The sequence below is a fragment of the Streptomyces sp. NPDC046335 genome (assembly GCF_055587985.1).
In genome coordinates, this window is sequence record NZ_JBVJFF010000002.1 from 298,157 (window position 1) to 323,827 (window position 25,671).

At 68.6% G+C, this 25,671-nt stretch carries 26 protein-coding genes, 1 tRNA gene and 1 pseudogene; 9 read left to right on the forward strand and 19 right to left on the reverse strand.

Annotation, left to right across the window (positions count from 1 at the left end):
• Positions 1-5 precede the first annotated feature (5 nt).
• The 5 genes from ACZ6JY_RS05135 to dcd form a co-directional block, all read right to left on the reverse strand.
• On the reverse strand, positions 6-848 hold the full coding sequence (locus ACZ6JY_RS05135) for a helix-turn-helix domain-containing protein (protein ID WP_469192376.1): 843 nt from the start codon (positions 846-848) through the stop codon (positions 6-8).
• On the reverse strand, positions 838-1,362 hold the full coding sequence (locus ACZ6JY_RS05140; RefSeq protein WP_469192378.1) for a DUF6879 family protein: 525 nt from the start codon (positions 1,360-1,362) through the stop codon (positions 838-840). The genes ACZ6JY_RS05135 and ACZ6JY_RS05140 overlap by 11 nt, the downstream gene beginning before the upstream one ends.
• Positions 1,346-1,552, reverse strand: coding sequence for a hypothetical protein (locus tag ACZ6JY_RS05145; protein WP_469192380.1), 207 nt, complete (start codon positions 1,550-1,552; stop codon positions 1,346-1,348). Before ACZ6JY_RS05145 ends, ACZ6JY_RS05140 begins: the two co-directional genes overlap by 17 nt.
• Before the next feature lie 203 nt (positions 1,553-1,755).
• Positions 1,756-2,259: a phosphoribosyltransferase gene (locus ACZ6JY_RS05150; protein ID WP_469192382.1), complete on the reverse strand. Its 504-nt coding sequence runs from the start codon at positions 2,257-2,259 to the stop codon at positions 1,756-1,758.
• An 8-nt stretch (positions 2,260-2,267) separates the two neighbouring features.
• On the reverse strand, positions 2,268-2,843 hold the full coding sequence (dcd, locus tag ACZ6JY_RS05155; RefSeq protein WP_447038386.1) for a dCTP deaminase: 576 nt from the start codon (positions 2,841-2,843) through the stop codon (positions 2,268-2,270).
• Between the two features lie 546 nt (positions 2,844-3,389).
• Here dcd and ACZ6JY_RS05160 point away from each other — a divergent pair.
• Positions 3,390-3,463 (forward strand) — tRNA-Gly (locus tag ACZ6JY_RS05160).
• 79 nt (positions 3,464-3,542) lie between these two features.
• Here ACZ6JY_RS05160 and ACZ6JY_RS05165 read toward each other — a convergent pair.
• The 3 genes and pseudogenes from ACZ6JY_RS05165 to ACZ6JY_RS05175 form a co-directional block, all read right to left on the reverse strand.
• Positions 3,543-4,307 (reverse strand): annotated as a pseudogene (locus tag ACZ6JY_RS05165) (tyrosine-type recombinase/integrase); the annotation flags it as partial.
• 343 nt (positions 4,308-4,650) lie between these two features.
• Positions 4,651-5,640: a BsuBI/PstI family type II restriction endonuclease gene (locus ACZ6JY_RS05170; protein ID WP_469192384.1), complete on the reverse strand. Its 990-nt coding sequence runs from the start codon at positions 5,638-5,640 to the stop codon at positions 4,651-4,653.
• Complete coding sequence (locus ACZ6JY_RS05175; RefSeq protein WP_469192386.1) at positions 5,600-7,150, reverse strand: Eco57I restriction-modification methylase domain-containing protein; 1,551 nt, start codon at positions 7,148-7,150, stop codon at positions 5,600-5,602. The genes ACZ6JY_RS05170 and ACZ6JY_RS05175 overlap by 41 nt, the downstream gene beginning before the upstream one ends.
• A 505-nt stretch (positions 7,151-7,655) precedes the next feature.
• Between ACZ6JY_RS05175 and ACZ6JY_RS05180 the strand changes: the two genes are divergently transcribed.
• The 5 genes from ACZ6JY_RS05180 to ACZ6JY_RS05200 all read left to right on the forward strand — a co-directional run bounded on the left by ACZ6JY_RS05180 (position 7,656) and on the right by ACZ6JY_RS05200 (position 13,176).
• Positions 7,656-8,090 (forward strand): hypothetical protein, encoded by a 435-nt coding sequence (locus ACZ6JY_RS05180; RefSeq protein WP_469192388.1) that lies wholly within the window; start codon positions 7,656-7,658, stop codon positions 8,088-8,090.
• An 822-nt stretch (positions 8,091-8,912) separates the two neighbouring features.
• Positions 8,913-9,263 carry a hypothetical protein gene (locus tag ACZ6JY_RS05185; protein ID WP_469192389.1) on the forward strand — a complete coding sequence of 117 codons (351 nt, stop codon included), beginning with the start codon at positions 8,913-8,915 and terminating at the stop codon, positions 9,261-9,263.
• A gap of 977 nt (positions 9,264-10,240) precedes the next feature.
• Entirely contained in the window at positions 10,241-10,807 is a 567-nt protein-coding gene (locus ACZ6JY_RS05190; RefSeq protein ID WP_469192391.1) for a Uma2 family endonuclease, read from the forward strand.
• Between the two features lie 278 nt (positions 10,808-11,085).
• Positions 11,086-12,477: a PE-PGRS family protein gene (locus tag ACZ6JY_RS05195; protein WP_469192393.1), complete on the forward strand. Its 1,392-nt coding sequence runs from the start codon at positions 11,086-11,088 to the stop codon at positions 12,475-12,477.
• A gap of 57 nt (positions 12,478-12,534) precedes the next feature.
• Positions 12,535-13,176, forward strand: coding sequence for a hypothetical protein (locus ACZ6JY_RS05200; RefSeq protein ID WP_469192394.1), 642 nt, complete (start codon positions 12,535-12,537; stop codon positions 13,174-13,176).
• Positions 13,177-13,187: 11 nt separating this feature from the next.
• On the opposite strand, the gene ACZ6JY_RS05205 is transcribed toward ACZ6JY_RS05200, so the two are convergent.
• From ACZ6JY_RS05205 to ACZ6JY_RS05255, 11 genes are all read right to left on the reverse strand, one after another.
• Positions 13,188-14,093, reverse strand: coding sequence for an SDR family NAD(P)-dependent oxidoreductase (locus ACZ6JY_RS05205; RefSeq protein WP_469192396.1), 906 nt, complete (start codon positions 14,091-14,093; stop codon positions 13,188-13,190).
• On the reverse strand, positions 14,090-15,118 hold the full coding sequence (locus tag ACZ6JY_RS05210) for a T3SS effector HopA1 family protein (RefSeq protein ID WP_469192398.1): 1,029 nt from the start codon (positions 15,116-15,118) through the stop codon (positions 14,090-14,092). The genes ACZ6JY_RS05205 and ACZ6JY_RS05210 overlap by 4 nt, the downstream gene beginning before the upstream one ends.
• A gap of 1 nt (position 15,119) precedes the next feature.
• Positions 15,120-16,247 (reverse strand): class V lanthionine synthetase subunit LxmK, encoded by a 1,128-nt coding sequence (lxmK, locus tag ACZ6JY_RS05215; RefSeq protein ID WP_469192399.1) that lies wholly within the window; start codon positions 16,245-16,247, stop codon positions 15,120-15,122.
• Positions 16,244-17,653, reverse strand: a complete 1,410-nt coding sequence (locus tag ACZ6JY_RS05220; RefSeq protein ID WP_469192401.1) for a M16 family metallopeptidase — start codon at positions 17,651-17,653, stop codon at positions 16,244-16,246. Before ACZ6JY_RS05220 ends, lxmK begins: the two co-directional genes overlap by 4 nt.
• 8 nt (positions 17,654-17,661) lie before the next feature.
• Positions 17,662-19,026 carry a M16 family metallopeptidase gene (locus tag ACZ6JY_RS05225; protein WP_469192403.1) on the reverse strand — a complete coding sequence of 455 codons (1,365 nt, stop codon included), beginning with the start codon at positions 19,024-19,026 and terminating at the stop codon, positions 17,662-17,664.
• 177 nt (positions 19,027-19,203) lie between these two features.
• On the reverse strand, positions 19,204-19,347 hold the full coding sequence (locus ACZ6JY_RS05230) for an LxmA leader domain family RiPP (protein WP_469192405.1): 144 nt from the start codon (positions 19,345-19,347) through the stop codon (positions 19,204-19,206).
• Positions 19,348-19,561: 214 nt separating this feature from the next.
• Complete coding sequence (locus ACZ6JY_RS05235; protein WP_469192407.1) at positions 19,562-20,578, reverse strand: phosphotransferase family protein; 1,017 nt, start codon at positions 20,576-20,578, stop codon at positions 19,562-19,564.
• Between the two features lie 51 nt (positions 20,579-20,629).
• Positions 20,630-21,232 (reverse strand): flavoprotein, encoded by a 603-nt coding sequence (locus ACZ6JY_RS05240; protein ID WP_469192409.1) that lies wholly within the window; start codon positions 21,230-21,232, stop codon positions 20,630-20,632.
• Positions 21,225-22,223, reverse strand: a complete 999-nt coding sequence (locus ACZ6JY_RS05245) for an LLM class flavin-dependent oxidoreductase (protein WP_469192411.1) — start codon at positions 22,221-22,223, stop codon at positions 21,225-21,227. The genes ACZ6JY_RS05240 and ACZ6JY_RS05245 overlap by 8 nt, the downstream gene beginning before the upstream one ends.
• Entirely contained in the window at positions 22,223-22,615 is a 393-nt protein-coding gene (locus ACZ6JY_RS05250) for a nuclear transport factor 2 family protein (RefSeq protein ID WP_469192412.1), read from the reverse strand. Before ACZ6JY_RS05250 ends, ACZ6JY_RS05245 begins: the two co-directional genes overlap by 1 nt.
• Entirely contained in the window at positions 22,612-23,289 is a 678-nt protein-coding gene (locus tag ACZ6JY_RS05255) for a hypothetical protein (protein WP_469192414.1), read from the reverse strand. The genes ACZ6JY_RS05250 and ACZ6JY_RS05255 overlap by 4 nt, the downstream gene beginning before the upstream one ends.
• 219 nt (positions 23,290-23,508) lie before the next feature.
• Between ACZ6JY_RS05255 and ACZ6JY_RS05260 the strand changes: the two genes are divergently transcribed.
• Genes ACZ6JY_RS05260 through ACZ6JY_RS05270 form a run of 3 tightly spaced genes read left to right on the forward strand, consistent with a single transcriptional unit; the run spans position 23,509 to position 25,669 of the window.
• Entirely contained in the window at positions 23,509-23,961 is a 453-nt protein-coding gene (locus tag ACZ6JY_RS05260) for a helix-turn-helix domain-containing protein (protein ID WP_469192416.1), read from the forward strand.
• A 41-nt stretch (positions 23,962-24,002) separates the two neighbouring features.
• Positions 24,003-24,560, forward strand: a complete 558-nt coding sequence (locus ACZ6JY_RS05265; protein WP_469192418.1) for a hypothetical protein — start codon at positions 24,003-24,005, stop codon at positions 24,558-24,560.
• On the forward strand, positions 24,557-25,669 hold the full coding sequence (locus tag ACZ6JY_RS05270) for an MAB_1171c family putative transporter (RefSeq protein WP_469192420.1): 1,113 nt from the start codon (positions 24,557-24,559) through the stop codon (positions 25,667-25,669). The genes ACZ6JY_RS05265 and ACZ6JY_RS05270 overlap by 4 nt, the downstream gene beginning before the upstream one ends.
• The last annotated feature ends 2 nt before the right edge of the window (positions 25,670-25,671 follow it).

Genomic DNA, 25,671 nt, shown 5'->3' on the forward strand with positions numbered 1-25,671 from the left:
CGCCCTTATTGGCGTTGTCGGGTAAATATCAAGGACCACTCCGCAAGGACATTGCGGCAGTCGTCCCCGAACAGTGCGTAGGCCCCATACCTGTCGAAGTCCTCGCGATACGCGTTCACGTCGCGATGGTCCCGCAAGATCAGAGCCCCGGTGCCGGTTTCAACGGTGGCTAGTCGACGGTCATACAGGGTGAAAGTGTTGAGTGGAGTTTCCGGCATGCAACCAGTCAGAGGGATTACACCTAGGCGAACGTTGGGGATTCGGGACACTGAGGCGAGTCGGTCAAGCTGCATCGCCATTTGTAGTGGTGGCAACAGTGGCCATCTGACAGCCTGCTCTGTGAGCAGGAACGTGAACGTCTTGGAGTCGTCATACAAGACGCTCTGCCGCTCTAGCTTCTTCGCAATGGTCTTGGACTGGTCTCCCGGAACGTCAGCAATACTCGCCCGCACGTATTCGGGAGTAGCGAGTAGACCGGTAATCATGGAGAGCAGAAAGAACCGGAACTCTGTTGAGGAAGCTTCGAGCCTGGCTAGCTCATTCTGCTTCTTTTCCAGGCCTCTTCGGCGTGAGGACCAGTGGTCTTGCCACTCGGTATTTGCGGTGCGGACGAGGGACAGAAGTTCGTCCGCCTCCGTCCCCTCGGCCCCCAGCGCGTCCAGTATCAGTTCAATGTCGACTAGAGCAGGAGTGAGCTTTCCGCTCTCGATGTTGCTGATCTTGGTTTGTGACATGGTGCAGCGGCGAGCGAGCCAGGTCTGTGTTTTCCCGGCTCGCTTCCGCAGTGTTCGCATTGCTTCCGCTAGGTCTGACCTGGACTGACCTAGCCTTTCCGGCTCAAAGGTCAAGGCCCTTCACGTACTCCTCGAAGGGGACCGATTCTGCTACCGCTTTTCGCTGGTATTCGATGAACGGAGTCACGTCGCCCTCGAATACCTCGCGGCTGATCTGCCGTCCGTCCGAGTGGTAGTTCATCAGCACCACTTCGACGTGATCGAACATCCAGAAGTCCTGTACTCCGGCGAGCGGGTTTTCCCGGTTGGTCACGTCAAGGATTCGGATCTGTTCACCGGCCAGGGAGTGCGGCCGGTAGTACTGGGAGAACTCAAAGCGCAGGTAGTCAGAGAGGGGCCGCGTCAGGATGTGTACGCGCCCCTGTGGGCGTCCCTCTGAGGCCTGACGGCGTAGCCGGTTGGTGTACTCGTTCTGGACCATCTGAGGGTCGATACGAGCCCCGGCCTTGAAGGCTTCGAACTCTTCCTTTTCCTGCGGCATGAGGTACTGCGGCAGGGTCTCCAGTCGCCAGGCTTCCCGCGTGAAGTCCTCGAATCGTGCTGCCCACTGCTCACCAGCCAAGAGCACGGATTGCCTCCCTCAGCACGCTCTCAGGGATCTCCACGAGTCCTTCCCCCTCCGGGGGCTGGAATGCCTTGGACACGTCGCCCTGGACGACGAATGAGCCGGACGCGGTGCGGTAGACGTTCGCGCAGTCGTCCTTGCCACACGTGCCGTTGCCGTTGCCGGTCAGTCGCTGTAACCCCTCGCTTGCCATCTGAACTCCCCTCCGACTGGCCCCTGTTGGGTCATCTGACCCGACCGTACGAGGAGCTGTGAGCAGCGTCCATGCGAGCGCGCCAATATTCGCGTCGTCGGGTAAATCTCCGTTCGACGGCTAGGAAGCCCTGAGAGACCTACGACACACTGAAGGGGACCGAGGTTGCCCCGGCCCCCTTTGGCTGTGCCTCTGAGCTGCGGTTACGCGTCCAGAACGGTCGTGTGCTTCTGGACGATGGGCGGGTCAACCGACCAAGGGAAATTAATCCATACCGAGTCGTCGGTCCGCTTCCACACGTACTCGCACTTCACGAGTGAGTGCGACTTCTCATAGACGACGGCGGACCGCACCTCGGCGACGTGGTCGAGGCAGAAGTCGTGGACGAGCTTCAGCGTCTTCCCGGTGTCGGCGACGTCATCGGCGATGAGCACCTTCTTGTCGGTGAAGTCGATGGCGTTGGGAACGGGCGCGAGCATCACGGGCATTTCCAGCGTCGTCCCGACGCCCGTGTAGAACTCCACGTTCACCAGGTGGATGTTCTTGCAGTCGAGCGCGTACGCGAGGCCGCCTGCGACGAAGACACCGCCGCGGGCGATGGAGAGGACGACGTCGGGCTGGTACCCGTCGTCGGCGATGGCCTGCGCGAGCTCACGCACAGCGCCGCCGAACTTCTCGTACGTAAGGTTCTCGCGCACGTCACTCATACCGCTGCTCACACCTGTGTCCGATGGAAATTGAGGAAGGACCGCGAGGCGGTCGGCCCGCGCTGTCCCTGATAACGCGACTCGTACCGCGCCGAGCCGTAGGGCTCCTCGGCGGACGAGGTCAGCCGGAAAAGACAGAGCTGCCCGATCTTCATCCCCGGCCAGAGCTTGATCGGCAAGGTCGCCAGGTTCGACAGCTCCAGGGTCACGTGCCCCGAGAAGCCGGGGTCGATGAACCCGGCGGTGGAGTGCGTGACGAGGCCGAGCCGCCCGAGGCTGGACTTGCCCTCAAGACGGCTGGCGAGGTCGTCCGGAAGCCCGATGACCTCGTACGTCGAGGCGAGCACGAACTCGCCCGGGTGCAGGATGAACGGCTCGTCGCCCTCGGGCTCCACGAGCCGCGTCAGGTCGGCCTGCTCGACGGAGGGGTCGATGTGGGGGTAGCGGTGATTCTCGAACACCCGGAAGTAGCGGTCCAGCCGCACGTCGATGCTCGAGGGCTGCACCATGGATTCGTCGTACGGGTCGATCCGCACCCGTCCGGAGTCGATCTCGGCCCGGATGTCCTTGTCTGAGAGAAGCACGCACCGAGGATACGCAGAGCGCGCGGGCCGACCACAATCACTCCCGCCGACCCGCGCTGCTCCGCGGTGCGCCGCCCTGCCGCTGGGGCTCCCGCTACCGCTTCTCTGAGGTGACCGGCACGGAGTGCCGGAGGCGGGCGCAGCGCGGACACCGGATGAGCCGGCCGGGACCGAGCCGGTCCGCCTTCTGCATCGGGAACGACGCGGTGCTGAATACGTGCCCTTCGGCACATCGGACGACGGTGCGCTCCATCAAGTCCTCGAGTCCCTTCCCCAAAGCCGTAATCGGACCCGTACCGCTGCTGCTCACGCGGCACTCACGCGCCTCGGTCCCGTTCCCGGGCCGGCGCCGAAACCCCACATTACGGTACGAAAGGTGCGCCCCTCCAGGCGCCACGACCACCGGCCACGGTACGCCCAACTCCCTCGCCCCGCACGGCCCATCCACCCCCCGGACAGCACTCGGACCCCATGGCGAAAGCGCCCGGGGCCCGGTATGAGGTACAGTGTGCGACGTTACGACACCGCTTCTGGCGGCGTCTTCTCGCGGGTGTAGTTTAGTGGTAGAACATCAGCTTCCCAAGCTGAGAGTGCGAGTTCGATTCTCGTCACCCGCTCCACGCGAAACCCCCAGGTCATTGACCCGGGGGTTCTTTGTTGTCTGGACCGGTGGGCCGCCGCCGCACCACAACCGCACCATTAGGTCCCGGTGTCCTGGGCGGGCTCCTGGCGGTCGTCCTCACTGTGGTGCTTCTTACGTGCGGCGCGCACCAGGTCGTCAAGGCCGGCGGCGACTTCACGCTGTCGGTCATGGTCGGAGTGCTGATAGATCAACGCGGCCTTCTCGGAGGACTGCCCGGCACGCACCATGGTGTCCTTCAAGGTGGCGCCGGAGCGCGTCGACAGCGTGTGTCCGGTGTGGCGGAGGTCGTAGAAGCGGAAGCCGTCCGGGAGACCGGCGAGCACACGGGCCCGCCGCCATTTCCGCCCGAAGGAGGTACGCCGGAAAGCTGCTCCCTTCTCGCCCACGAAAACCAGACCGTCGGCCCCCTTCTCCGCGTACCAGTCAAGGTGCCGCCTGACCTCCTTGCGCAGGAAGGGCGGAAGGACCACAACCCGGACACCGGCATCGGACTTGGTCTCGCCGGGAGCACGCTTGCCGTTGGTCCGCTCCGGCTCGGCGACGCGGACACGGATCAGGAGGTTGTCGAGGTCGACGTCCCGGCGGCGGAGGCCCGCCAGCTCCTCGGGCCGCATGGGGCCATAGGCACCCAGGTAGACCATGAGACGCCAACGGATCCCGATCGCGTCGGCGAGGGCATCGACCTGAGCGACGGTGGCGATGCGCCGCTCAGCGGCGGACTCCTTACCGGCCCCCTTGATCCGGCACGGATTGCGGCTGATCAGGTCGTCGTCGACAGCCGTCTCAAGAATGCCCTTGAGGAGGCGGTACGCCTTGGCGACACGCATACGCCTTCAAGGCGCCGCAGCCCTTGGCCGGGGGTTGCCTCTGTCTCCGCCCCGGCTGCCCCCGGCCGGGCGGCGGCGCACCGAGCGCGGACGCCAGTCCGAGAGCCGGCACGGGGTTGGGAACCCTCTGTGGCTGGGGCGGTCGGCTCCACGGCTTTAGCCAGCCACTTTGGGGCGAGCCTCTAAGATCTTGGCCCCAACGTCGTGCTTCAACGGGCAGGTACACAGACTGCCCGACTCGCCATCAGCTTACGGGGCCAAGATCACTCGCCCCAAAGCAGCTCCAGCCCAAAGCCGCTCCACCGACCTCGATGGAAGCCATGAAGGCCAGGCGCTGCTAGGAGTACGGCCCCAGGAACCGTTCTCCGTTGAAGTGCACCATGTGGGTCTTGTTCTCCGCGATCCACACTTCGGTCTCCCACGCAATATCCCGGGCGAATCTCCGAAAAGTAGCCTTGTCAGGGAATGCCGTGACGAGTACGAGCCCAGGCTTCGCATCCTTGAACAGCGCCTTCAGTTCATCCACCCGCTTACCATCCACCGGCCCGTGGGATGTAACGGCCTCAACCAGGACCAGCCAGTCCCGGTCCGCATAGTGGAGAACGACGTCGGGCATCTTGCCATGAGCATCGACTGTTACACCGAGCTGCCGAAGGTGGTCTTCCTTCTTTACGATCCACTTTTCCCCGGTGTCTCCGAGGTACACCACGGCCGCACCGGGCGTGAACTCCGTACGGAAGGATTCGACGACTGCCCGAATCAGTTCGCTGTGCTTTCCCGGGCTGAGGGTGATGTCCTCTTCATCGCCAGGCAACGCCACGGGAACCCGGTGCGACTCCCGCTCTGCGTCCCACCGTTCTCGCAGGATTCCGTACTCGTCGTGAAATCGCTGAAGCTCGACCTCCCACCGGGGGGTGCCAAACGTGGCCAGTGCTTCCAGCGCTATCGCTGTCGGTTCATAACGGTTGTTCTGGTCATTGACCGTTCGGTCAGGCATATCCGAGTTCGCGATGAGGGCGCCAGCGGCAATCAACTGCTGTACTGACTTGCGCCTGATCGATTCCCGACTGTTCGGCTTGTAGCGCGTTGGGTCCGCGCGGCCCTTCTTGACGAGCGGGTAGTGGTCCGCCATCCAGTCCATGCATTCGGTGATACCGAGCGTGTTGGACCGCACGGCCGACCAGGTCTCTTCCGGCTCCAGGCCGAACATCGCCAACAGCACCAAGGCAGTGCGTGTCGACTGCTGAGCCTTCGGCAGTCCGAGCTCTTTCAGGATCTGCTGCGCCTCACGAACCTTCTGATGCTGCGCTTCCGACGCCGTCGGCATTCGTCCTCCCCAGGTCCAACTCTGGCACCACTTCGGCCAGTGCGGCGTCGACCATACCGGGAGTCACTGACAGCCCGACTCTCAGACCAAGCTCCTTGAGTTGCTGAAGACTTGGATACTTCAGACTCCGCAGGTCACCGGCGTTGATCTGCGTGTGCCCACTGAAGATCCGCACGTACTGGTCTACGACTGAGCTGTTCAGGTACGCGGTCAGCCCGGCGGCCAAATCGGGGTCGAGCCCATGGTGTGCCTGATGGAAGACGTTGATGTGATTCTCGACCCCGACGTCCTCCCCGTTGATGTCATCCGGCAGGAGCAGGCTCGCCGAGACACGCCGCGGTTCCTCCTTCGCGCTGAACCGCTTCACCAGGCAATAGGTACCTGAAGGCAGCATCAGAGGCCGGGTGTCCTCGTTGTCAACCAGCGCCTGAGGCTTGCGGCCGCCAGGCGCTGGCCACATCACGCGGCCGGCACTCAGGTTCACCGGGTAGAGGAGCGGCACCGCCCCCTCCTCAGGACTGCTCAGCAGATTTTCCGCTGTGCGGAAGTCGACGACGCGCCCCGTGCTCACTTGGACGCCGAGATCGCGCAAGGTCGCCGGTAGCTTGGCCATGCGTCCCGCCGTAGCGAGATCATCCGCGTTCGTGGCGATGTGAATGAATTTCTGCGGGTCGGCCTCGTCGACGACCTGCCTGTATGGCACGGAGTGACGGACCGGCAAGTCTTCATAGCCGCGACTCACCGACACGATCACATCGCCCGGCGCCTGGTCCGCAGTGGCGTGGAAAATGACGTTCTCCTGCAAGACCTCCGAGTCGGAGAACACTCTGTCACGGCGCTCAAAGACATGGAGGTTACGCAGACGCGTGCGTTTCAGCAGGTCGTCACGAAACTTCCGGAAGTAACTACCGTTCGCGAAGCTCCGGGGCGTAATCGCCACGAGCTGCCCCTCTGGGGCCAGGAATCGCAGCGCCAACGCCACAAACGCAGTGTAGAGGTTACTGGTCTCGATCCCACAGGAAGCCAGGAGAGCACGCTCGGCACTCTTGGAATTGATCTTCCTGTAGGGCGGATTCATCACGACCAGATCCCATTGAGGCAGGTCTCTGCCCTCCGTGAGGGCCGCGGCGGCCCATGTGATGAAGTCGGCAGTGTGCTGCTCGTAGGTCAACGAGTGAGCGTCGGCACACTCGTTCAGTGTCACGGTGAGATCTCCGTTGACCTGCTCGTCGATCTCAAACGTAGTTACGTCCAGCTTCAGGTCGGGTGTCACCGTGGCCACGCGGGCAACCAAGGCGGCAGTGAGGCTCCCCACGCCCGCACCAGGGTCCAGGACACGTAGGACACCGGTCCTCGGCAGGCTCGGGAGGCCCGTGATCAGTGCAGCAGCAGTCGACGGCGTGAAGTACTGCCCCAGATCGGCCCGCGTCGCAGCATCGAGCGCGTTGGAACGCGTGACGCGGCGGGTCTCAGTGCGCTCTGTGAGGACCTCTGGAAGCAGTTTGCTCATGTGCTACATGATGCCGGAACTCCCCGACCGCTCGTTTCCCCTGGGGAAAGTGGCTGATGCGGCGAGGAAGGGCCGAGTGTCTAACTGCGTGACAACGCCTACGAACAGCGGCAGACAACCGCGGACGTCTGTGGACCGTCGTGGCAGGTGTGAGGCGCATCGGCCCGGGGTCAGGCACTCCCCGCAGTTGCTTCGGGACGAAGCGGTCTGTGGGCTAAGGCGCATCGGCCTTGCTCGGCGCGGACGAACCAGCAGCCGCCCGTCAACGTCCCCGTGTCAGGGGCGGAGGCCTCATGACACACGGACTGAGCAGTGGCGCGGACCATTCATCTGACAACTTGAATGACGCGCTCAGGACCCTCACCAGCGAACTCGCGTCTCAACGAACGGTCTATTAGCATACCGCTCCGCTTATGTCTCAGGAATCAGAGAACCTATCTACCTTGGCCACTCCGTCGGCGACCCTATCTCCTGCTAACTGCTTGTTAACAGGGAGGTACGGCCCATGGTATCCGTGCGCACGAGCACACTTAATTGGATCGAAGACACCGTCAACAGCAATGGCGGCGCTGCCGTCATTCGAAACGCCGGGGTACGTGATCGGGAGGGGATGGATCGGCTCAAGCTCACGCGCCTCCAGGCCGTTCGAAATCTACTCGTACGTAGAGGGCTACGTACCTTCCCCGATCGCTTGTTCCACTCAGGGGAAAACTGGTCATTCGTGGTCTACCGGCCTGAGCTGCTCGTTGTCGACATCGGCGCTCTGACTATCGATCCCGAGAAGCGCGCGGCGCTCGACTACGTTATGGATGCCCTCAACCAAAGCGCCAGCAACCAGTTCCTAAGCAATGAACACCGGTTTCGGAACAAGCTACTCAAAGTCGCAGAGGCACACCCTGAGATCCATTGGCAGTTTAAGCAACAGGCGTCGGCAGCATAAGCAACGGCTTCAGGGAGAGCCAGCTGTGGGGGTCCTACCAGGCACCGGATCCGGTTACTGCTACTGCACGACTGGTCATGTCCAAGGGGACAAGCCCACGATTGCCGTCGACGGCCACGGACATGTGGACGACGCTGAGCACCAATCGCCTCATCCCACCCGGGAGGAGTGAAGCAGCCTGCCCGCGCCGCCGTCTCAGTTTCCGTCTCATTCAGTCCGGTTCACTGCCGTTCAGAGGAGACCGCACACCGGATGCGACGTACGGGCCGTCTGCCCATGAACGCAGGTGAACGGCCCTGTGCGCGGCCCTGCGAAGCACCACCACAGTTGGAAAGCGTGTTGCCGGTACTGACCTTCAGTAGGTCTCTGGTCCTCGCGGCCCCGGTTTGGTCAGCCGGACTCCGGTGCACGCCACCAGCGTGGCGGCGTCTTGGTCGAGGAACAGCGTGAAGGCCCATGATCCGTCCGCAGTCCTGATCTGGCCCAGCCGTACCGGTCGGCCGTGCCGGTCGAGGCGTTGCACGGCCCGCGCCAAGCCGGAGGTCTTGATACCTCTCCGAAGCGAGTGGCGGAGTCGGCGTCCGTAGATCGTCGCGAGTGACTTGGCTGACGTCGTTCCTTCCCAGACAACGTGAGAGGCGCCGGCGCGAAGGGCGGACAGAGCGGCCGACGACGTCTCGTCGCCACAGCTCAGTAGGTGTTCGAGCTGTTCCCGCTCCATGGCCTCACCCCAGGTCGGGCTCCTGCTGTACAACAGCCCCCAGCAACGTCAACGACCGACACCGGCCGCCATGTCCCTCCCCACAGCCTGGATGACCTCCAATGACCAATCTCTCCAAAACTACGGATCAGAAGGTCAGGGAACTGATGACCGACCGAACCTGGCAGCTTATGCAGGCGCACACCCTGCTCGGAACACTCACGCTCGACGAGATCGACCAGCCCTGGTTTCACTGCCACTTCACCGCGACGCCAGCATGGGAGGACGTGCGCCCCATCCTTGAGGAGTGGACTCACTCGGTAGAAGCAGAGGAGCCCGACTCACCTAGGGCGGAGCAAGCTCTGAGAGCCGTGGACGCTCTGGGCCTGGCTCTGGTGCCAGCCGACGGCAAAGAGCCGATCGACGATCTTTTCATTCACGTAAGAGGCACCCAGGCCAGCTTCCGCTACTAGCGTTGTTGAAGCTGGGCCTGCCCGGCAGATTGGTCGTGCCACATCCGTGCCAGGTTGAGCGGGGAACCACGGGGAATCACGGAGAACCAGCCGTAGTCCGCTGGGTCCCATGAGACTGCCCGCTCGACCGCTCCGCCGCAGGTCAGGCGACTGATCGCGCCTGGATCAACTGAGCTTCCCAAGCTGAGAGTGCGAGTTCGGTTCTCGTCACCCGCTCCATGTGGCACCCCCAGGTCAGAGGCCTGGGGGTCTCTTGGTTATCGGACCGGTGAACACGGTCGTCCTTGTGGTGCTCCGCACGCTCGGCGTGGGCCGGGTAGTCGAGCCCGGCGGCCGCATCACGTTGCCGCTCGTCCGAGTGTTGGTAGATCACCGCGGCCCCCTCGGAGAATCGACCGCCGCGGACCACCACGTCGATGAGTGTGACCCCCGAGCATGCATCGTGGTCCGTCCGCCGACCCCTCGACCGATCCGCCCCCGCCGTGGCCAGGCAGGGTGAAAATATGGCGGGGCGGAGGGGGACGAGGGCGGGGTGGAAGGCAAGCAGACGCATAGCCCTGCTCATTGGCGTGGGCGAGAACCCGGGGGCGGAACCGGACGAACACCGATGTGCTGTGCGGTGAGCTGATCGTCCGCTGACCAGCGTCACGTGGAGGTCAGCTCCGAGTCGGACGGCAGAGTCTCCTTGCCATGGACGGCCGTGGTGAGCGTGCACTCCGGCAGGACCTGCGGCGGAGCGCCGTGACCCGATGTCGTGGAGTCGTGGCGTGTCGCTACGCGGGTCGGCCCCGGAGCGGCGGCGGAGCGGCGGCGTGGTCGGTCGAGCCCGATGTTCATGAGCACAACACGCCGCTCTTCCACTCGGCAGGGGAAAGCGTCGAGGCGACCGAGGTCTCCGTACCGCCCCGGCGCGTGGGAGTCAGTACGCTGAGCGCAGCGGGATCGGGCCCCGCCGCACAGTGTCCGGGAGGCGTGTCATGACTGCCGAAATGGTGGCCCCGGCGTGGATGCACCAGCAGATCACGGCCGAGGAGTACGAGTCGTGGTCCGAGGAGCAGTGCGCCGGCATCGAGATCGTGGACGGAATGGTCGTCGTGAGCCCTAGCGCCTCCAAGCGGCACTATCGGCTGGCCCGGCTCCTGGCGAACGCCCTGGACGCGGCAGCCGGCCCCGATTGGAACGCCGACACGGATTTCGACGTCCGGCTTCAGGACGTCCCGCTGACCAATCGCCGCCCCGACGTCATCGTCTACCGTGCGGACACGATCGACATCACGCCCACTCGGCCCGAGCACGTACTGCTGGTGGCCGAGGTGGTGTCGCCGGGCTCGGAAACCACCGATCGGATCGTGAAGGTGGACCAGTACGCCAAGGCCGGGATCGGCTTCTACTGGCGGATCGAGCAGGCCGCGACGGGCACACCGCTGGTGTATACCTACCTGCTCGATCCCGCGACGAGGACGTACCGCGAAGGGGACGTGTACACCGGCGTCCTGAAGATCACCGCTCCCTTCGCCGCGGAGATCGACCTCGGCCAGCTCTGAACCGGTCGCAGGGCAGTCAGAGGGGTCGCTCAGCCTGCAGTGGTGCGCCCGGCAGACTCCTGCGATGTGCGAAAGCAACCGAGCCTTCCTCGGGCGGCTTCACCCCAGCGGCGTCGCTTCCCCAATTGAGAGTGCGAGTTCGAGTTCGAGTCTCGTCAGCCGCTCCACGCGAGCCCCCAGGTCATGGACCCGGGGGCTTTTTGGGTTCTGGGGCGGCGGCATATTCTGTGGCGCCTGTGGGCTAAGGCGGGGCCGGGTTCTGGGAGACGGGGGCGGGGATGTCGGTACGGGGGGCAAATGCGGAGGATCTGGAGCAGCTGGCGAAGCTCATGGACGGGCCCGGAGGGCTGAAGGAACGTCTCGATGAGGCCTTCACCCGAGCCGCGCAACTCGGTGCCACCGGGCAGCTTTCGCCGCTGAAACCCATGCGGACCTGGACTCACGCCCAGGGGCCGGATCTGCGCAAGCGCGCCACCATCCTGCGCCTGGAGAACGGCGACCCGATGGCCGGGCTGCTGTGGGCGGGGTTCTCGGTGAAGGACCTGGAGCAGTACAAGGGCGAGAAGATCAACCCGGAGACGCTGCTGCTGGCCAATTCGGTGGCCGCGAGTGACGATCCGAACGCGAAGGACCTGACGCGGCAGCCGGGGGAGAAGCTCGGCGACTACGTCGCACGGCTGGAGGCGCACGCGCTCGCGAAGATCCCGGGTCTTGAGCCGCACGAAGAGTCTCTCACCGAGATGATCAAGTTCGGCTCGGACGCGTTCAACGTCGCGGCCGCCACCCAGGTCGTGGCGGCGAGCGGCATCTCGGGAACCAAGGTGCTGCTGGGCAACGCGGTGAAGACCGGCAAGCTCGGGCCCATGAAGGACGCGCTCGCCACACGGTGGACCGCGCCGGGCAGCAGCCCCATCCTCCGTTGGGCGGGCACGAAGCTCGGCAACTACAACCCGCCGATACGCTCGTTGGCCGCGCCCGGCAGCTGGTTCCCCGGGCAGCTCGGCAACGTGGCCTCCCGGAGTCCGAGGTACCAGAGGGTCGCGAACGTGCCCTTGAGTTCCGGTTTCCTGGGCGACCGCTGGGGCGGCGGATGGGACAAGCTGCGCTCACGCGGTTTCATGAATTCCAAAGTCGTCGGCGTCACCCCCAACCAGGCCATCAACTTCTTCGCCGGATCGGACGACATGGCCCGCGCGTACGGCGGGCTGACTCACTCCGGGCAGGCGGTCACGCGCGCGGGGCAGGCGAGCCTCCTGACGGTCGGGAAGGCCGGTGGATTCGGCGCGGCGGCGAAGACCGCGGGGCTGTGGCGCGGGGCGGGCATTGTCGGGTCGGCGGGCGCCACGGCATTCTCGGTGGCCAACATCGCCACCATGGACCACGGCAAGGAGTGGAAGAAGAACAAGGCCGGCTACCTCGCCAATTACGCGGAGGTCGGCTTCAACGCCTCCTTGACCGCGGCGATGGTCGCGCCCAATCCGTTCACCATCGGTGCCGCCGTGGGAACCGGCATCGTCTACGGAGGCCTGAAGGTCGTCGAGCACTGGGACGACATCGAGAAGGGCGCCGGTGAGGCAGCCGACTGGGTCGGCGACAAGGCGAGCGACCTCGGGAACGACGTCGTCGGTGGTGCCAAGAAGTTGGGCAGTGCCCTCAACCCGTTTGATTGATCAGTGATGCACGTGAGGCAGCGATGCACGTGAGATGTGAGAGGAGCCGCCGTCGCCATGGAGACGATCGAGTCGAGCAGTGAGTCCCGGTCCCTGGAATTCGAGCTGATTCCCTACGGCGCCGGCTCCGGCACCGGGTCCGGCACCGGTAGCAAGAAAGAAATGCCCAAGGCCGGGTTCACGGGGGATCTGGGGCGCTTCGGTTCTGTCACCGTGGAGCACTGCCCGCTCTACCTGCCGCTCGAAAAGGGAATGAGCGCCGCCCGGCTGAGCGGGCCCGCCTTCCCGGAGACGGTCTTCCGTGGGAAGCGCCGAACGGGGCAGCCTTCACTGTCCAAGGCGGAGCTCACCCTCGCCGGCCGTCCCGCGGAGCTCCGGTTCAACGCCCGGGCCCTGCGGAAGGAGGACCGGGCACTGCGCATCTCGTACGAGGGCCGGGAGTACGTCTACTCCGCGGAGGGCCTGGGCAAAGCGAAGGTTCTGGAGAGAGCGGGCGTCCGGGTCGCGGTGAAGCCGGGGCAATTCGTCCCCGCTGCCGGGACCATGAGGGCGGGCTCGGCCACCGGTCCTGTCGACGCCGTGGATCTGGCGATCGCCGTCGTGCTGGAGGCCGTGGACACCGATGTCCTGACCCTGGGCGGCACCGCGTTGTCCTCCCCGTTCGCCCTGCTGCACCACTTCTCGGACCGGGCTGAGTGACCCGTCGTGCGTCAGCGCGTGGCCGCCAGGAGTCTTTCCGTCGCCTCGCGCAGTTGTTCGCGTTTCTCGGGGTCCAGGGCGTCGGCGTGGGGATCGGCCGGGGTCAGACCGTTGTAGTACGGGGAGGCGGGGGCCGCGGTGCGGGTGAGGTTCAGTACCGCTGCCGCGCCCTGTTCGACGGTGGACTGCGGGGGCAGGCCCGTCTCGTGGACCAGTGCCGTCGGCATCAGGTCGGCGGGGTGGACGCAGGACACGGCGATTCCGGCGGGGCGCAGCTCCGCCGCCAGGTCGACCGTCATGGAGGCCAGGGCGAGCTTGGTCCGGCCGTACGCCACCCAGCCGTTGTAGGAGTTCGCCATGGCCAGGTCCGAGAGGTCGACCTCCACCTGGGCTCCTGAGCCCACGTTGACCACCCGGGCCGCCTTCGCCCGGCGCAGTGCCGGCAGCAGCGCGCGCGTCAGGGCGTAGGGGGCCAGGTAGCCCACCGCGAAGCGGAGTTCATGGCCGTCGGCGCTCAGTTCGCGGGCGCTGTCCTGCGGGCCGGGGCCGACACCCGCGTTGTTGATCAGCACATCGACGCGGGGCTGCTCGTCCGCCACGCGGCGGGCCAGGGCCCGTACCTCGCTCAGGCGGGACAGGTCGGCGATGTACGGGTGGGCGCTGTGGCCCGCCGTGGTCAGGCGTTCCGCCAGCGCCCGGACCCGGGCGCCGTCACGGCCGTGCACCAGCACGGTGGCGCCCTGCTCGGCCAGCGACTCCGCGAGCCGCAGGCCGAGTCCCGACGTCGCGCCGGTGACCAGCGCGATCTCCCGGTCCACCGCTCCGTCGTTCGGGTGAGTGGTGCCAGGGTGGTGAGTGGTGCCGGGGTGGTGAGTGGTGCCGGGGTGGTGAGTGCCGGTGTGGTGGGTGCCGGTCATGGGTGGTTCCCTCTCGTCGCCGTGCCCGCTGTTTCGCGTTCGCCCGGGCCGGTCCGGCGCGGGGCGTTCTGCCGGGGCGCGTTCTGCCAGGGTGCGTCCGGGAGGATCCGCGCCGCGGCCATGGCCCGGCTCACCGCCGTCCACTTGTCGGTGGTGCCGGGGGCCAGGGCCTGGTCGACCAGGCCCTTGGCCACCGCGTGCGCCCTGTGCTGGCCGAAGCTCATGTGGGTCATGCCCGTACGCGGGTCGTCGGGTTCGTCGGCCAGCGCGAGACCGGGGGCGATCCGCCGCGCGAACACCGATGTCGCGGCGCCGAGGCCCGGCAGGCCTGCCAGCGCTGCCGCCACGTCGGCGGCCACGGCCTCGCCCGCGGGACCGCCGTCGAGGTAGCAGACGGCCGCGTCGCGTCGGGGGTAGAGCAGCGGCGACGAGCTGACCTTGGCACGGTAGGGCACCCCGGTGGCCTCCAGGCGGGTCAGCAGCAGCCGCCAGACGCGCGGTGCGGCCAGCGGGTCCTGGATGTGTACGTACAGGCGGACGGTCCGCTCGGCCTCGGGGCGCCCCGCCGCTCCGTCCACCAGGAAGAAGCCCGCGGAGAGCGCCGGGCGCGCGCACGGGTAGCGGACCGTCAGCCGGTCCGCCGCGGTACCGGGGGAGAGGAGGTGCCTCGGCACGTACGTGCGTACGCCGTCCAGGGCGACCGTCGGGTGCTCCTCCCCCTCGCCCGGCTCGCGCAGGGACGCGGCGGGCACGGTGAGGAGGGTCTCGCGGTGCGGGACGGCCTCCGCGAGGAGCTTCTCGTAGGGCTCGTCGCGCAGGGTCCGGGGGCGGGGGCCCGAGGGGGTGTCCAGGCCGGCGTGGAGCACCTCGTACAACTTGTTCGCGAGGGCGTGGCGCAGGCCGGGCACGGTGTCGGACGTGACGTCGTCCGGGCCGCCTTCGATGTGTGCGGTCAGTCGGGGCACGTCCACGGTCACGGTGTCGATCGCCTCGCGCAGGCGTGGCGCCAGGGGTGGTGCGGTCACGTCAGTCCTTAAGGCCGAGGGTGGTCGCGACTGCCGCCGGTGAGACCAGCAGCGTTCTGGCGATGCCGAGCGCGGCCCGCTGCACCGGAGTCAGCGTCGAGCGCTGCACCGACTGGGCGAGGACCCGGTCGATCAGATGCCAGCCGGCGAACGCCGCGGCGCGTTCGCGTACGTCTTGGCCGAGGGGCGGGCCCGCGGAGCCGTAGCCCTCGCGGAACCGTGTGATCAGCGGCCGGGAACGGGTGAGTTCGCGTGCGGCCCTGCCGAGCATCTCCTTGGCGGAGGGCGCGGTGTCGGCGGTCTCGGCGCCGTCACCCGGGCCCGCCAGCTTCCCGGTCGCGCGGTGCAGCCACTCACCCACGTACGCGCCGATGTCCCGCGCGGGGTCGCCGCGGCGCAGCTCCTCGAAGTCGAGCAGGTGGACGGTGTCACCGGCGAAGAGCAGCTGGTCGAGGCGGAAGTCACCGTGTGTGGGGCGCGGGGCGGCCCGGGCCTCGCGTTCGCGCAGGGTCCTGATCCCCGCGGCCAGTTCCTCGTCCCGCTGGAGGATGCTCCAGAGCCGGAGTTCGGCCGCGCTGGCGGTGCGGTGCTTCTCCAGGGAGAGCGCGGTCAGCGCGGCGACCGGGGGCAGTGGCGGCTCGGAGGTGTCGAGCCGGACCTGTCCCGCGGGGTCGAGGCCGTGCAGGGTGCCGAGGGCCGCGCCGACGCGGAAGGCGTCCTGCTCGGTGAAGTCCCCCGCGTCGGCGCGTTCGGCGCCGCTGACGGCGGACGGCACCAGTGCGAAGGCGACGAGGAGGTCCGCCTCGCTCCAGCCCAGGCAGCGCGGACCCCGCAGGTGGGCCGTCGGCCGGGCGGCGGCCATGGCGAAGAGCTCTTCGGAGGCGAGTACGTTCCGCAGCCGCCGCCCGGCGTCGTCCTTCGGGCCCCCGAAGCGTTTGACGAAGACCCCGGCGCCTTCTGTCGTGGGTCCTGACCAGTTGTCGTTGCGTCCGGTGTGGGACTCGACCCGGCCGGGCAGCAGCGTGCCGAGACCGAGGCCCCGCAACAGCCGCTCGACCTCGGGAGCCCCGGCCAGATCCCCGGGGCGGGCCCGGTAACGCTCGGCGGCCTTTTCGGCGAGGACGGTCACGGGGCCTCCCGGTGTGGGGACTTCGCGGAGTGGAGGGACTTCGGGGGGTGGGCCGGCGCCGGGGGCCGGGGAGCATGCGGTGGCGTGATGTCCTCCAGGCGGTCGTAGCGCCGTACGCGAAGGCCCGTGATCTCCGCGAGGGGAGCGGCCAGCGCGTCGGCGTCACCGACGACCGCGGTGTCGAAGCGTGCGGGCGCGAAGTGGGTGCCCGCCACGGCGGCGACCTCGTGTGCGCCGACCGCGGCCAAGTCCTCGCCGTACGTGTCGCACCAGGCGGGGCCCACGCCTTCCGCGAGCAGGTTCGCGAGGAGCGTCGCGCGTGCGGCCGCGGACGCGGTGGAGGTGACGACACGGCCCGCGAGGAGCCGCTTGGCGTGTTCGGTCTCCGCCGGTGCCGGGGGCCGTCGGGACAGGGCGACGAGTTCCGCACGGGTCTCGGCGAGCGCCGCGGCCGCCGACGGCTGACCGGCGGCGAGCCGCACGATGCTCGTCGGCCGTCCCGCCATGACCTCCACGGCGGAGGCGGCCAGGTAGGCGTAGCCCTTCTCCTCCCGCAGGTTCCGGCTCAGCCGGGAGCCGACGCCTCCGCCGAGCACGGCGTTGGCGATGTCGTACGCGGGGCGGTCCGCATGAGCGCGGTGCGGTGCGGTACCGGTCATCAGGAGCTCCGCCTGGGCCGAGCGAGGACGGTGCACCAGCACGATCTCGTCGGGGGCGGTCCGGGGCAAGGCGGCCGGGGCCGGGGTCGGTGCCGGTGGGAGCGCCGTGGCGCCCGCCGCCTGCCGCCAGTCGGCGAAGGCCCGCTCGGCGAGGGCGGCGACGTCATCGGGCGGGAGGTCGCCGACGAGGACCAGGGTCGATCCCCCGGGCCGGACGCGCGCGAGCTGGAGGGCGCGCACCGCGTCCGGCCGCACCTGGGCCAGGGCCTCGGGCGAGGGCAGGTCCCACGGCACGGCGTGGGCGGCGTGGCGGCGGAACAGCAGGGCGGCGAGCGCCGTACGGCGGGCGTCCGCCCTGCCGATGGTGACCTGAGCGGCCAGCTTCTTGCGGGCTTCGGCCACGGCGGCGTCCGTGTACGCGGGCCGCGTCACGCATGCGGCCATCTCGTGGAGGACGGGCCCGAGCGAGTCCGCCGGCGTGTAGCCGAAGACGCCGAGGCGGTCGAGGTCACGGCCGCAGGCGAGGTCCGTGACCGCCCACTCCTCGCGGCGTTCGGCGGTGACCTCGGTGGCGGGCCGCAACAGGACGTCGCCGAGCACCTGCGCGAGCGCCGCGTGCTCCACGCCGACGCCGGGGCAGCGGACGCTGAGCCGGATCTCGACGATGGGAGCGGTGCGGTCGGCGACGGCGACGAGCCGAAGCCCGTTGGGCAGAATGGTGTCCACCATCCGGGGGGTACGGGTCACGGGGTTCCTCACCGGGCCGCACCTGCCTCTCGCCGCGTGTCGGTTCCTCGTTGCCCATCGGCGTCCCGCCGCCCCTCGACGCCTCCCCCGCTCTCCGCGGTCGGTGTCGTCGTCGGCAGCAGGCGTAGGACCGCGTGGCCCGGTGAGCGCAGGTGGGTGATGGCGGCCCTGACCGCTGGGGGCCGTACCGCCGTGACGCGCTCGGGCAGTTCGTCCAGGAGGGTGGGCCTGCCGTGCAGGAGCTCGTAGGTGCCGAGGGCCCGCGTGCTCGCCAGCAGGTCGGCGTTGCGTCGGGCGAGGCGGGCGGCGAGCCGTTTGCGTGCGATACGGACGTGGTCGTCCAGCGTCGCCGACTCCGCGAGCCGGGCCAGCTCCCGGTCCACGACGTCCAGTAGGGCATCGGCGTCCGTGTGCGGGTGGTGCGTCGCGACCAGGGCCAGGGTGTCGGGGGCCCGGGAGTCCAGGGAGTTGAACAGACCGCAGCCCGCCGAGACGTGCACGGCCAGGCCGTGCTCCCGCACCAGAGCCGTGTGCAGGACGGAGGCGGTGCCGCTGGTGAGGATCTCGCAGAGGGTCATGTACGCGAGATACGCGTCGAGTCGCGTCGCGGGGTCCGGCAGCCGGTGGCCGACCGCGACGGCCGGCATGGGGGCATGGGCGTCGGTGCGGGTGCCGTGCAGGGTGGCGGTCGGCGCGGGTTCGTCCAGTGCGGGCCGCTCGGGGCGGGGCCGCCGCGGCAGCGGTCCGAAGTGTCTCTCCACGAGGGCCAGCGCGTGGCGCACGTCCAGGTCGCCGCCGATGGTGAGCACGGCATTGGCGGGCGTGTAATGCGTACGGTAGAACTCGGCCGCGTCGGCGACGGCGGCGGCGTCCAGGTCCGCGAATTCGCCGTAGCCGTTGTGCGCATTGGCGTACGTGCGATAAAGCAGCGCGGGCAGGGGAATCCAGGGAAACCCGCCATAGGCCCGGTTCAGTACGTTCGACCGTATTTCTTCCTTGACCACGGACCGCTGATTGTCCAGATTCTCCTGGGTGACACGGAGTGCGGTCATGCGGTCCGATTCCATGGCGAGCACCTGCTCAAGCCCATGGCTCGGAAGGAGCTGGAAGTAGTCCGTGTAGTCCTGGTGCGTGGAACCGTTCACGATTCCGCCGAGCCCCTGGACATAATTCCAGTGCACCATCTTCGGGTGGTGCGCGCTGCCCTGGAACATGAGGTGCTCGAAGAGGTGGCTGAAGCCGCCGCGCCCCTCCGGCTCGGACCTGAACCCCACGTCGTAGTGGACGGCCACGGCCACCGCGGGCGCTCCGGCCCGGGGGCTCAGCAGCACTCTGAGTCCGTTGTCCAGGACGATCCGGTGCGGCGCGGTCATGTCGTTCTCTCCCCCGTACGTGCGCCCTGTGCCTCCTCCGTCGGAGAAGGCGCAGGCCGAGCGGGGGCGTGGCGCACGGCCACGCCCCCGCTCTACCATGGGATCAGGGACGCTGGGGCCGACTCGATACTTGATGGGATCAGTCGGCTCCGGCGCTCCGGATCAGTGTCGGTGCTGTCAGCACCCTTCCTTGTAGGTGAGGAGGGTGGTGGCCACGGAGAGGGCGATCGTGGCCGGCGCGTCGTCGCCCTCGTGGGCCGCGGCGAGCTCCTCGGTGTCGGCGTAAACGGTGTAACCCTCGAAAAGCTGCTCGGCGTCCATGTGACACTCCTTTTGTGTATGGGTTATGCACGTCCGAGGAATCTCGAACGCCCTTACGCATTCATTTATAGCACCGCATCGACCCGCCGGGTACTTCTTTTCACAAGCGAAATACAGGGTTCCCGATCCCGGTAAAAAGACATGCCGAATGGCCGGGCGCCTCGAATGCGCCCGGCTTTTAAGCCCTTATTACTTCAGCCCGACTCGACCCAAGTCAGGAATTTCCGATCCAGCTGAGATTCCCCCGGCCTTTCCGGTCCGTTTCCTCGGCGATCACGTCGAGAAGTACGGAGACCCAGTCCTCGTCCCATCGCACATAGGCGCAGAAATCCCTCGCGTGGGAGAGGATTCCCAGGGTGGCCACCATGCCCGCCTCCACGGGCAGCGGCCGGCCGTGTCCCTCCACGAAGGCGTGTCCCAGCGTGGACCAGCGGGCCGCCTCATCGGCGCCGTACCTGGCGCGGATGATCCCGCGCAGCTCGGCCAGTTCGCCGAGCACCCAGCCGATGTCCAGGCAGGGCGGACCCGCGGCCATGTCCTCGCCGAGCAGCAGGACCGCGGTGCCGTCCCGCGCCGGTGGGATCACCAGGCCGGTCCCGGGTTTCCCGTGCAGCAGGACCGCGTCCGCGGAGTCGGCGAGGAACAGCAGGCACCACTCCTCCAGGAGTTCCAGGCGCGCCTTGCCCAGGCGCCGCCTCGCCACCGGGAAGAGCCGGTCGGCGTCGTCCTGTTCGCTGCCGTCCGCCCAACTGCGCCCGGTGCCGCGCGACAGCCACTGCGAGAGCCGCAGGATGCCGGGGTGCCGGTCCCGCAGCAGGCCGCCCGCCGGAACCGCGTGGAGCCGGGCGAGACCGCGGGCCAGCTCCCTCAGCAGCCCACGCGCCGCCGGGTAGGCGGTCTTCGCGGGGCGCGTCATCAGGATGTTGGCCAGGGATTCCGCGCCGTCCGCGAGGAAGTGCAGCTCCTTGCCGCGCTGCTCGGGGAGCGCGAAGCGCAGCCCCGGCCCGGGCAGCGTGCGGAGCCTGGCGAGCACCTCGGGCGAGGGGGCGCGCGGGCCGTCGGCGCGGGCGGGGCCCGCGGTCCTGACCCAGCGGTATCCGGCTCCCGTGGGCCGCCGGAACACCTCGGTGCGGGTCAGCAGCGTCCCGTACGCGTCGACCGGCTCCTCCCCCTCGACGCGGCCTTCCGCTTCGGGCTCCGCCCCCTGTACGTGTTTCCCTTCGGCCTGCACAGGCCGTCCCCCTCTCCCCCATGGCCGGGCCGTGGCCGGCCCGCGCCCCGCTCAGGCCGGCCGGCCCGGCGTCCGTTCCATCAGCGCCAGCAGCGTCGGCAGGTCGGGCGGTACGTACGCGTCGTTGCGTCCGGTCGTCCCGCTGCGCCCCGGCTCCGGTGGCGCCACGCAGACGCCGGGGCGTTCCTGGATCTCCCTCAAGTGCCGTGCCACGACCGGGTTGCCGATGGCCCCCGGTGGCAGCGAAGGCGCGATGCCGATCGTCGCGTCGGTGCACTGGAGGGCGAGCATCGCCGGGGTGTCCCCCATGCCCGTGGCGAACCGGCTGACGAAGTTCACCGTGGCCGGGTAGACCGCGACGGCCTCGGCCCACTGGGCCCATTCGACGTGCAGCGCGGTCGTCCGGGGCTCGTCGGGCCAGGCGTCGAGCGCCGCCACCTCGGAGCCCACGGCCGACAGCGCCTCGCGGGTCACGAAGCGCCCGGCGCTGCGCGTCACCACGACACGGCACTCCACGTGCGGCAGCGCCAGGTTCAGCCACTTGATCCAGTACGGCAGGAAGGCAACGCTGATCGCCCCCGTACCCACCAGGAGGAGCCGCTGCGCGGAGAAGGTGCCGGAACCCGGACCGGCCGGCCCCGAGTTGTCAGACATGGCCGGCACCGCCCAGCTCCGCGACCACCTCGCGCATGTCGGCGAGCGCCGCCTCCACCCCGTGGGTGAGCAGGACACCGCCGGGCGAGAGGACGACCTCGTCGACGCCCGCGCGAAGGTACCCGGCGACCTGGGCGGCGATGTCGCCCGCCGAGCCGCTGAGGAAGACGCCGGACTCGATCAGCGCCTCTGCCCCGCCCGCGGGGTCCGCGGGGTCGGCCTTCAGACCGGCGTCGCGGAGCATCCGCGTGTAGTGCCGGGTGCCGAGGTGCTTGTCGTTGGCGGCGAGCACGAGCCGCCGCATGTCACGTCCGGGCCGGTCGACGGCGAAGTGCACCAGCGAGACGACGCGCGGCGGCTTCCTGTCCTGCTCGTCGGCGCCCTTGCACATCGCGGGCACCAGGACGTCGGTGATGTACGGCAGCGGGGTGAGCCAGGTGATGGCGGCGTCCGCGACCTCGCCCGCGACCTGCGCCATTCCGGCGCGGAGCACGCCGACGCCGACGTCGATCCGGGGCGCGTCCGAGGGCAGCGGCGGGAGCATGCCGTGCAGGCTGTGGTACTCGCCGTTCCTCTCGACCGGCTCGCCGTTCACCAGGGCGCGCACCATCGACAGATACTCGCGGCTCGCCGTGAGCGGGCTGCGGTAGGCGGAACCGCGCAGGGACGCGACGAACTCCACGGCTCCCGGGCCGAAGCCCGCGGTCATCGACCGGCCGGTGAACAGGGCGGCGGAACGGGCCTGCACCGCGGCTTCGAAGGGATGCTTCAGCGGCATGACGGTCACCGCCGTGCCCGTGGGCACGCTCAGGCCGCGCCCGGCCAGGTAGGCGAAGAGGTGGTACGTGTCGTAGGTGAGGCTCTGGCCCATCCAGAGCCGGGCCAGACCGGCGTCGCGCACGATCTCCGCGAAGCCCTCGATGGTGTCGGGCCGCAGCGGCATCACCGGGAAGAACAGCGACACCCGGCTCGGGTCCATGTCGTGTCCCATCACTCCGCCTGCCGTCCGACGAACTGGACCTGGTCGATCAGCCCGTCCCGTACGCGGTACAGCGCGAGGACGGACATCGCGGGGATGCCGTCGCCCTCCACCCGCTCGTGGTCGACGATCCACTCGGCCTGCGCCGACCGCGAAAGGACGCTCGCCGTGAGCGCGACCTCGGCGAACTGGTGGCCGTACAGGGCCCGCAGGGCGTCCGCTCCGGAGGCGATGACCTCGCCGTCGGCGAGGACCGTCGTGTGCGGTGCGTAGCAGGCGAGGAACTCGTCGAGGGCCCGGCGGTTGAACGCGTCCATCTGCCGGTCGACGACGTCGGCTCCGGGGTGGGCGGCGGTGGCGCCGGCGCTCATGCTCGTGGCGGCGCTCATGTCTGTGGTGGTCATGCCCGGCCCCGCCCCTCGGGCCCGTCCCCGTCGCGCAGCGCCCGTACGAGTTCCTCGGGGGCGTCCGCCGAGATGTGGACGGTCGTCACCTCTACGGGATCGCCGTCCGCGAGGTCGACGAGGACCGGCGGGTCGAGGTGGACCCTGACGTTGACCGAGCCGCCGATCGAGCAGGCGAGGGCCGAGGGGTCGTCGGGGACGCGGCGCAGCCCCTTGCCCTCGATGGTCCGCATGCCCCGCGACGCCGAACGCACCGACTGCCGCGGCAGCACGAGGTCCCCGAGGAAACCGGTGCGCAGGGCGACGGTGGACGGCGAGACGGTGTGCGGGCGCCGGGCCATGGTCACCAGGACGCTGAGGCCGAGGAGGATCAGGAAGACCTCCAGGGCCGCGTGGGCGGGCCGTGCGGGCGGCGGGATGATCTCCGAGACGAGGAAGGCCAGGGGGATCTCGGTCAGCGTCAGGACCATGACCATCTGGCGGATCTCGGGCGAGTGCCTGATCCGTACGGCGTCCTTCACGTCCGCGTCCAGGGGGCGCCGCGCGAGGCCCGCGAGGAGGGAGAGGGACAGCACCTTGGCCCGTCCCCCCAGGGACGGCTTGGGTGTGACGCGGAATCCGGGCAGGTCGGACACTGCGGGACCCCCGTCCGTGGACTGCTCCGCGCGGGTCATCCGTGCCCCCGCGCGCCCTCGACTCGTGTACTCATCACGCGACTCCCCCCGTTTCACATGAGTCTAAAGCGACCGCCTGCGACAGTAACGCGACCATGATCCGTGTGCAACTGACATGGAGAGTGAGTACCGTGACGTTTCACCTCAGTGTGAAGCTGTGGGACATGGGGACGTTGCGGGGGCACGGGACGTCACGAGTGCGGTGGAGGCGGAGCCGTGGTGGACGCAGAGCCTGACGACAGACTGGCCGACCGGATCAATCACCTCTTCGCGACGGTGCGCGCGAAAGGCGACCAGGAGTACAGCAACGAACAAGTGGCCTCGGCCCTCAGGGAAGCCGGCACACCCATCTCCCAGAGCTACATCTGGCAACTGCGCAAACGGAAGAAGACCAACCCCACCCTCAAGCACCTCCAGGGCCTGGCCAACTTCTTCGGGGTCCCCCCGGCCTACTTCTTCGACGACGAGGTCGCCCGCAGCGTCGACAACAAGCTCGGCGAACTGCTCGCGGAGCAGGCCAGGCTCGCGCAGGCCGTCGACAACGGCGAGGTGCGGCTGATGGCACAACGGGCCGGCGAGCTCTCCCCTGCGCGGCGCAAACAGGTCATGGAACTTCTCGACGTGGTCTACCGGTTGGAGCAAGCGGAACACGGGGACGCCGCCGGAAGTTGACCGAGCTGTCGGTGGCGTCGTCACAACCGGGGGGAGCTCGAGTGCACTGGCCGCTCGCTGCGTGGGACGGATGGCTCAAGGAACGCCGACTGCGGAAGAACTGCCGACGCGAACTGCGGGCGCTCGGCGTCCAGCCGCCGCTCGACGTCAAGGAACTGGTCGCGCTGCTCGCGGAGAGACGCGGACGGCCGCTGCGGCTGGTGCCCTACCCCCTGCCCGTGCCCGGACCCTACGGCGCCTGGGTCGCGACGCGCGGCGCCGACTACATCCTGTACCAGCAGGAGACCAGCAAGGCCCACCAGGACCACATCATCCTGCACGAGATCGGCCACATCCTCGCCGGTCACGCGGGGGAGTCGGCGAACGACGGCGACGAGGGGCCCGGCGACGACGGGGCCCCCGGGCCCCGTCCGGAGACCGTCCAGCACGTCCTGCGCCGCACCTCGTACGACGAGGCACGCGAGCACGAGGCCGAGCTGATCGCCACCATCATCCTGGAGTGGGCGTCGGTCCTCGACCAGGTCGCCCCGCCGCCCGTCGCGGAGGCCGACCTGCGCCGGGTCCAGACCGCCCTGGGCGACCGGCGGGGGTGGCTGTGAACTGGCGTGTCACCGCCGCGGTGGTGGTCCTGCTGCCCGCGGCCCTGTGGAAGATGTACCAGCTCACCAAGGCTCCCCGGGACCGCTCGCTGCTCGCCGTCACCGTCTGCGTCGCGTGCACCGCGGTCGCCTTCTGCCTGGGGCTGCCCCATGTCCGGCCGCAGGTGGACGCCGCGCTCGGACCAGGCATGGCCCAGCTCGTCGCGACCGTCCTGCTGCTCGACACCGCGTACTGGCTCATGTGCTTCTACCTGCGGTCCAGCACGGACCAGCAGGGCGCGCGCCGCCGTATCCGCATCGAGGGCCAGCTCGTCGGGATCGTCGTGGTCGGCATCACCTGGGCCACCCTGAACACCCCGGGGGAGGCCCGCGGGCTCCCCTACTGGACCCCGGACGTACGGGTGCCCGAGGTCACCGCCCTCTTCGCCGTCGCCGACCTCTATCTCATCCACGCCCTCACCACGGCACTGCGCTGGACCTGCCGCTTCGCCCGGATGTCCACCCGCTCGATGGGGACGGGACTGCGGCTGACCGCGCTCGCGCTGAGCCTCATGACGGTCTCCGTCGCGCTCCGGCCGCTCGCCGCCGCGGCCTCCTGGGCCGGCGTCCGCCTCCCCGCCGCCTCCGTCCAGGCGGACACCGTCGTCCTGGCCCTCGCCCTACCGCTGCTGGCCGTCGGCCTCAGCTATCCGAGCATCGTCACCCGCCTGGCCGCGCTGCGCCTGTGGCGGCACCGCAGGGACTCGTACCGCCGACTCCGGCCGCTGTGGACGGCGCTGCACCTCGCCTTCCCGGAGAACACGCTGCGGCGTGGGCCGGGCGGACCGGGCCGCGAGGCGCTGTGCGTCCGTTCCGTGCACCGCCGTTACTACCGGCGTGTCATCGAATGCCGCGACGGCCTCGTCACCGTCAGCCCCTACCTGGCGACCCTCGGGATCAAGGAGGGCGCATCCCCGGAGGCCGTGGCCCGCATGCTGCCCGCGGCCCTGCATGCCTGCGCCACCACCACCCCCGAAGCCACTCCCGCGGTCAGGATGGCCCTGCCTGCCGACAACAGTCTGGACGCGGACGCCCGGCAACTGGTGGCCGTGGCCCAGGCCTTGGAGTGAGG

Coding starts and splice junctions, on each gene's coding strand:
- ACZ6JY_RS05145 (WP_469192380.1), bottom strand. CDS start 1,552: ATGGCAAGCGAGGGGTTACAGCGACTGACCGGCAACGGCAACGGCACG.
- ACZ6JY_RS05150 (WP_469192382.1), bottom strand. CDS start 2,259: ATGAGTGACGTGCGCGAGAACCTTACGTACGAGAAGTTCGGCGGCGCT.
- ACZ6JY_RS05170 (WP_469192384.1), bottom strand. CDS start 5,640: ATGCCGACGGCGTCGGAAGCGCAGCATCAGAAGGTTCGTGAGGCGCAG.
- ACZ6JY_RS05175 (WP_469192386.1), bottom strand. CDS start 7,150: ATGAGCAAACTGCTTCCAGAGGTCCTCACAGAGCGCACTGAGACCCGC.
- ACZ6JY_RS05180 (WP_469192388.1), top strand. CDS start 7,656: ATGGTATCCGTGCGCACGAGCACACTTAATTGGATCGAAGACACCGTC.
- ACZ6JY_RS05185 (WP_469192389.1), top strand. CDS start 8,913: ATGACCAATCTCTCCAAAACTACGGATCAGAAGGTCAGGGAACTGATG.
- ACZ6JY_RS05190 (WP_469192391.1), top strand. CDS start 10,241: ATGACTGCCGAAATGGTGGCCCCGGCGTGGATGCACCAGCAGATCACG.
- ACZ6JY_RS05195 (WP_469192393.1), top strand. CDS start 11,086: ATGTCGGTACGGGGGGCAAATGCGGAGGATCTGGAGCAGCTGGCGAAG.
- ACZ6JY_RS05200 (WP_469192394.1), top strand. CDS start 12,535: ATGGAGACGATCGAGTCGAGCAGTGAGTCCCGGTCCCTGGAATTCGAG.
- ACZ6JY_RS05205 (WP_469192396.1), bottom strand. CDS start 14,093: ATGACCGGCACCCACCACACCGGCACTCACCACCCCGGCACCACTCAC.
- ACZ6JY_RS05225 (WP_469192403.1), bottom strand. CDS start 19,026: ATGACCGCGCCGCACCGGATCGTCCTGGACAACGGACTCAGAGTGCTG.
- ACZ6JY_RS05230 (WP_469192405.1), bottom strand. CDS start 19,347: ATGGACGCCGAGCAGCTTTTCGAGGGTTACACCGTTTACGCCGACACC.
- ACZ6JY_RS05240 (WP_469192409.1), bottom strand. CDS start 21,232: ATGTCTGACAACTCGGGGCCGGCCGGTCCGGGTTCCGGCACCTTCTCC.
- ACZ6JY_RS05245 (WP_469192411.1), bottom strand. CDS start 22,223: ATGGGACACGACATGGACCCGAGCCGGGTGTCGCTGTTCTTCCCGGTG.
- ACZ6JY_RS05250 (WP_469192412.1), bottom strand. CDS start 22,615: ATGACCACCACAGACATGAGCGCCGCCACGAGCATGAGCGCCGGCGCC.
- ACZ6JY_RS05255 (WP_469192414.1), bottom strand. CDS start 23,289: ATGACCCGCGCGGAGCAGTCCACGGACGGGGGTCCCGCAGTGTCCGAC.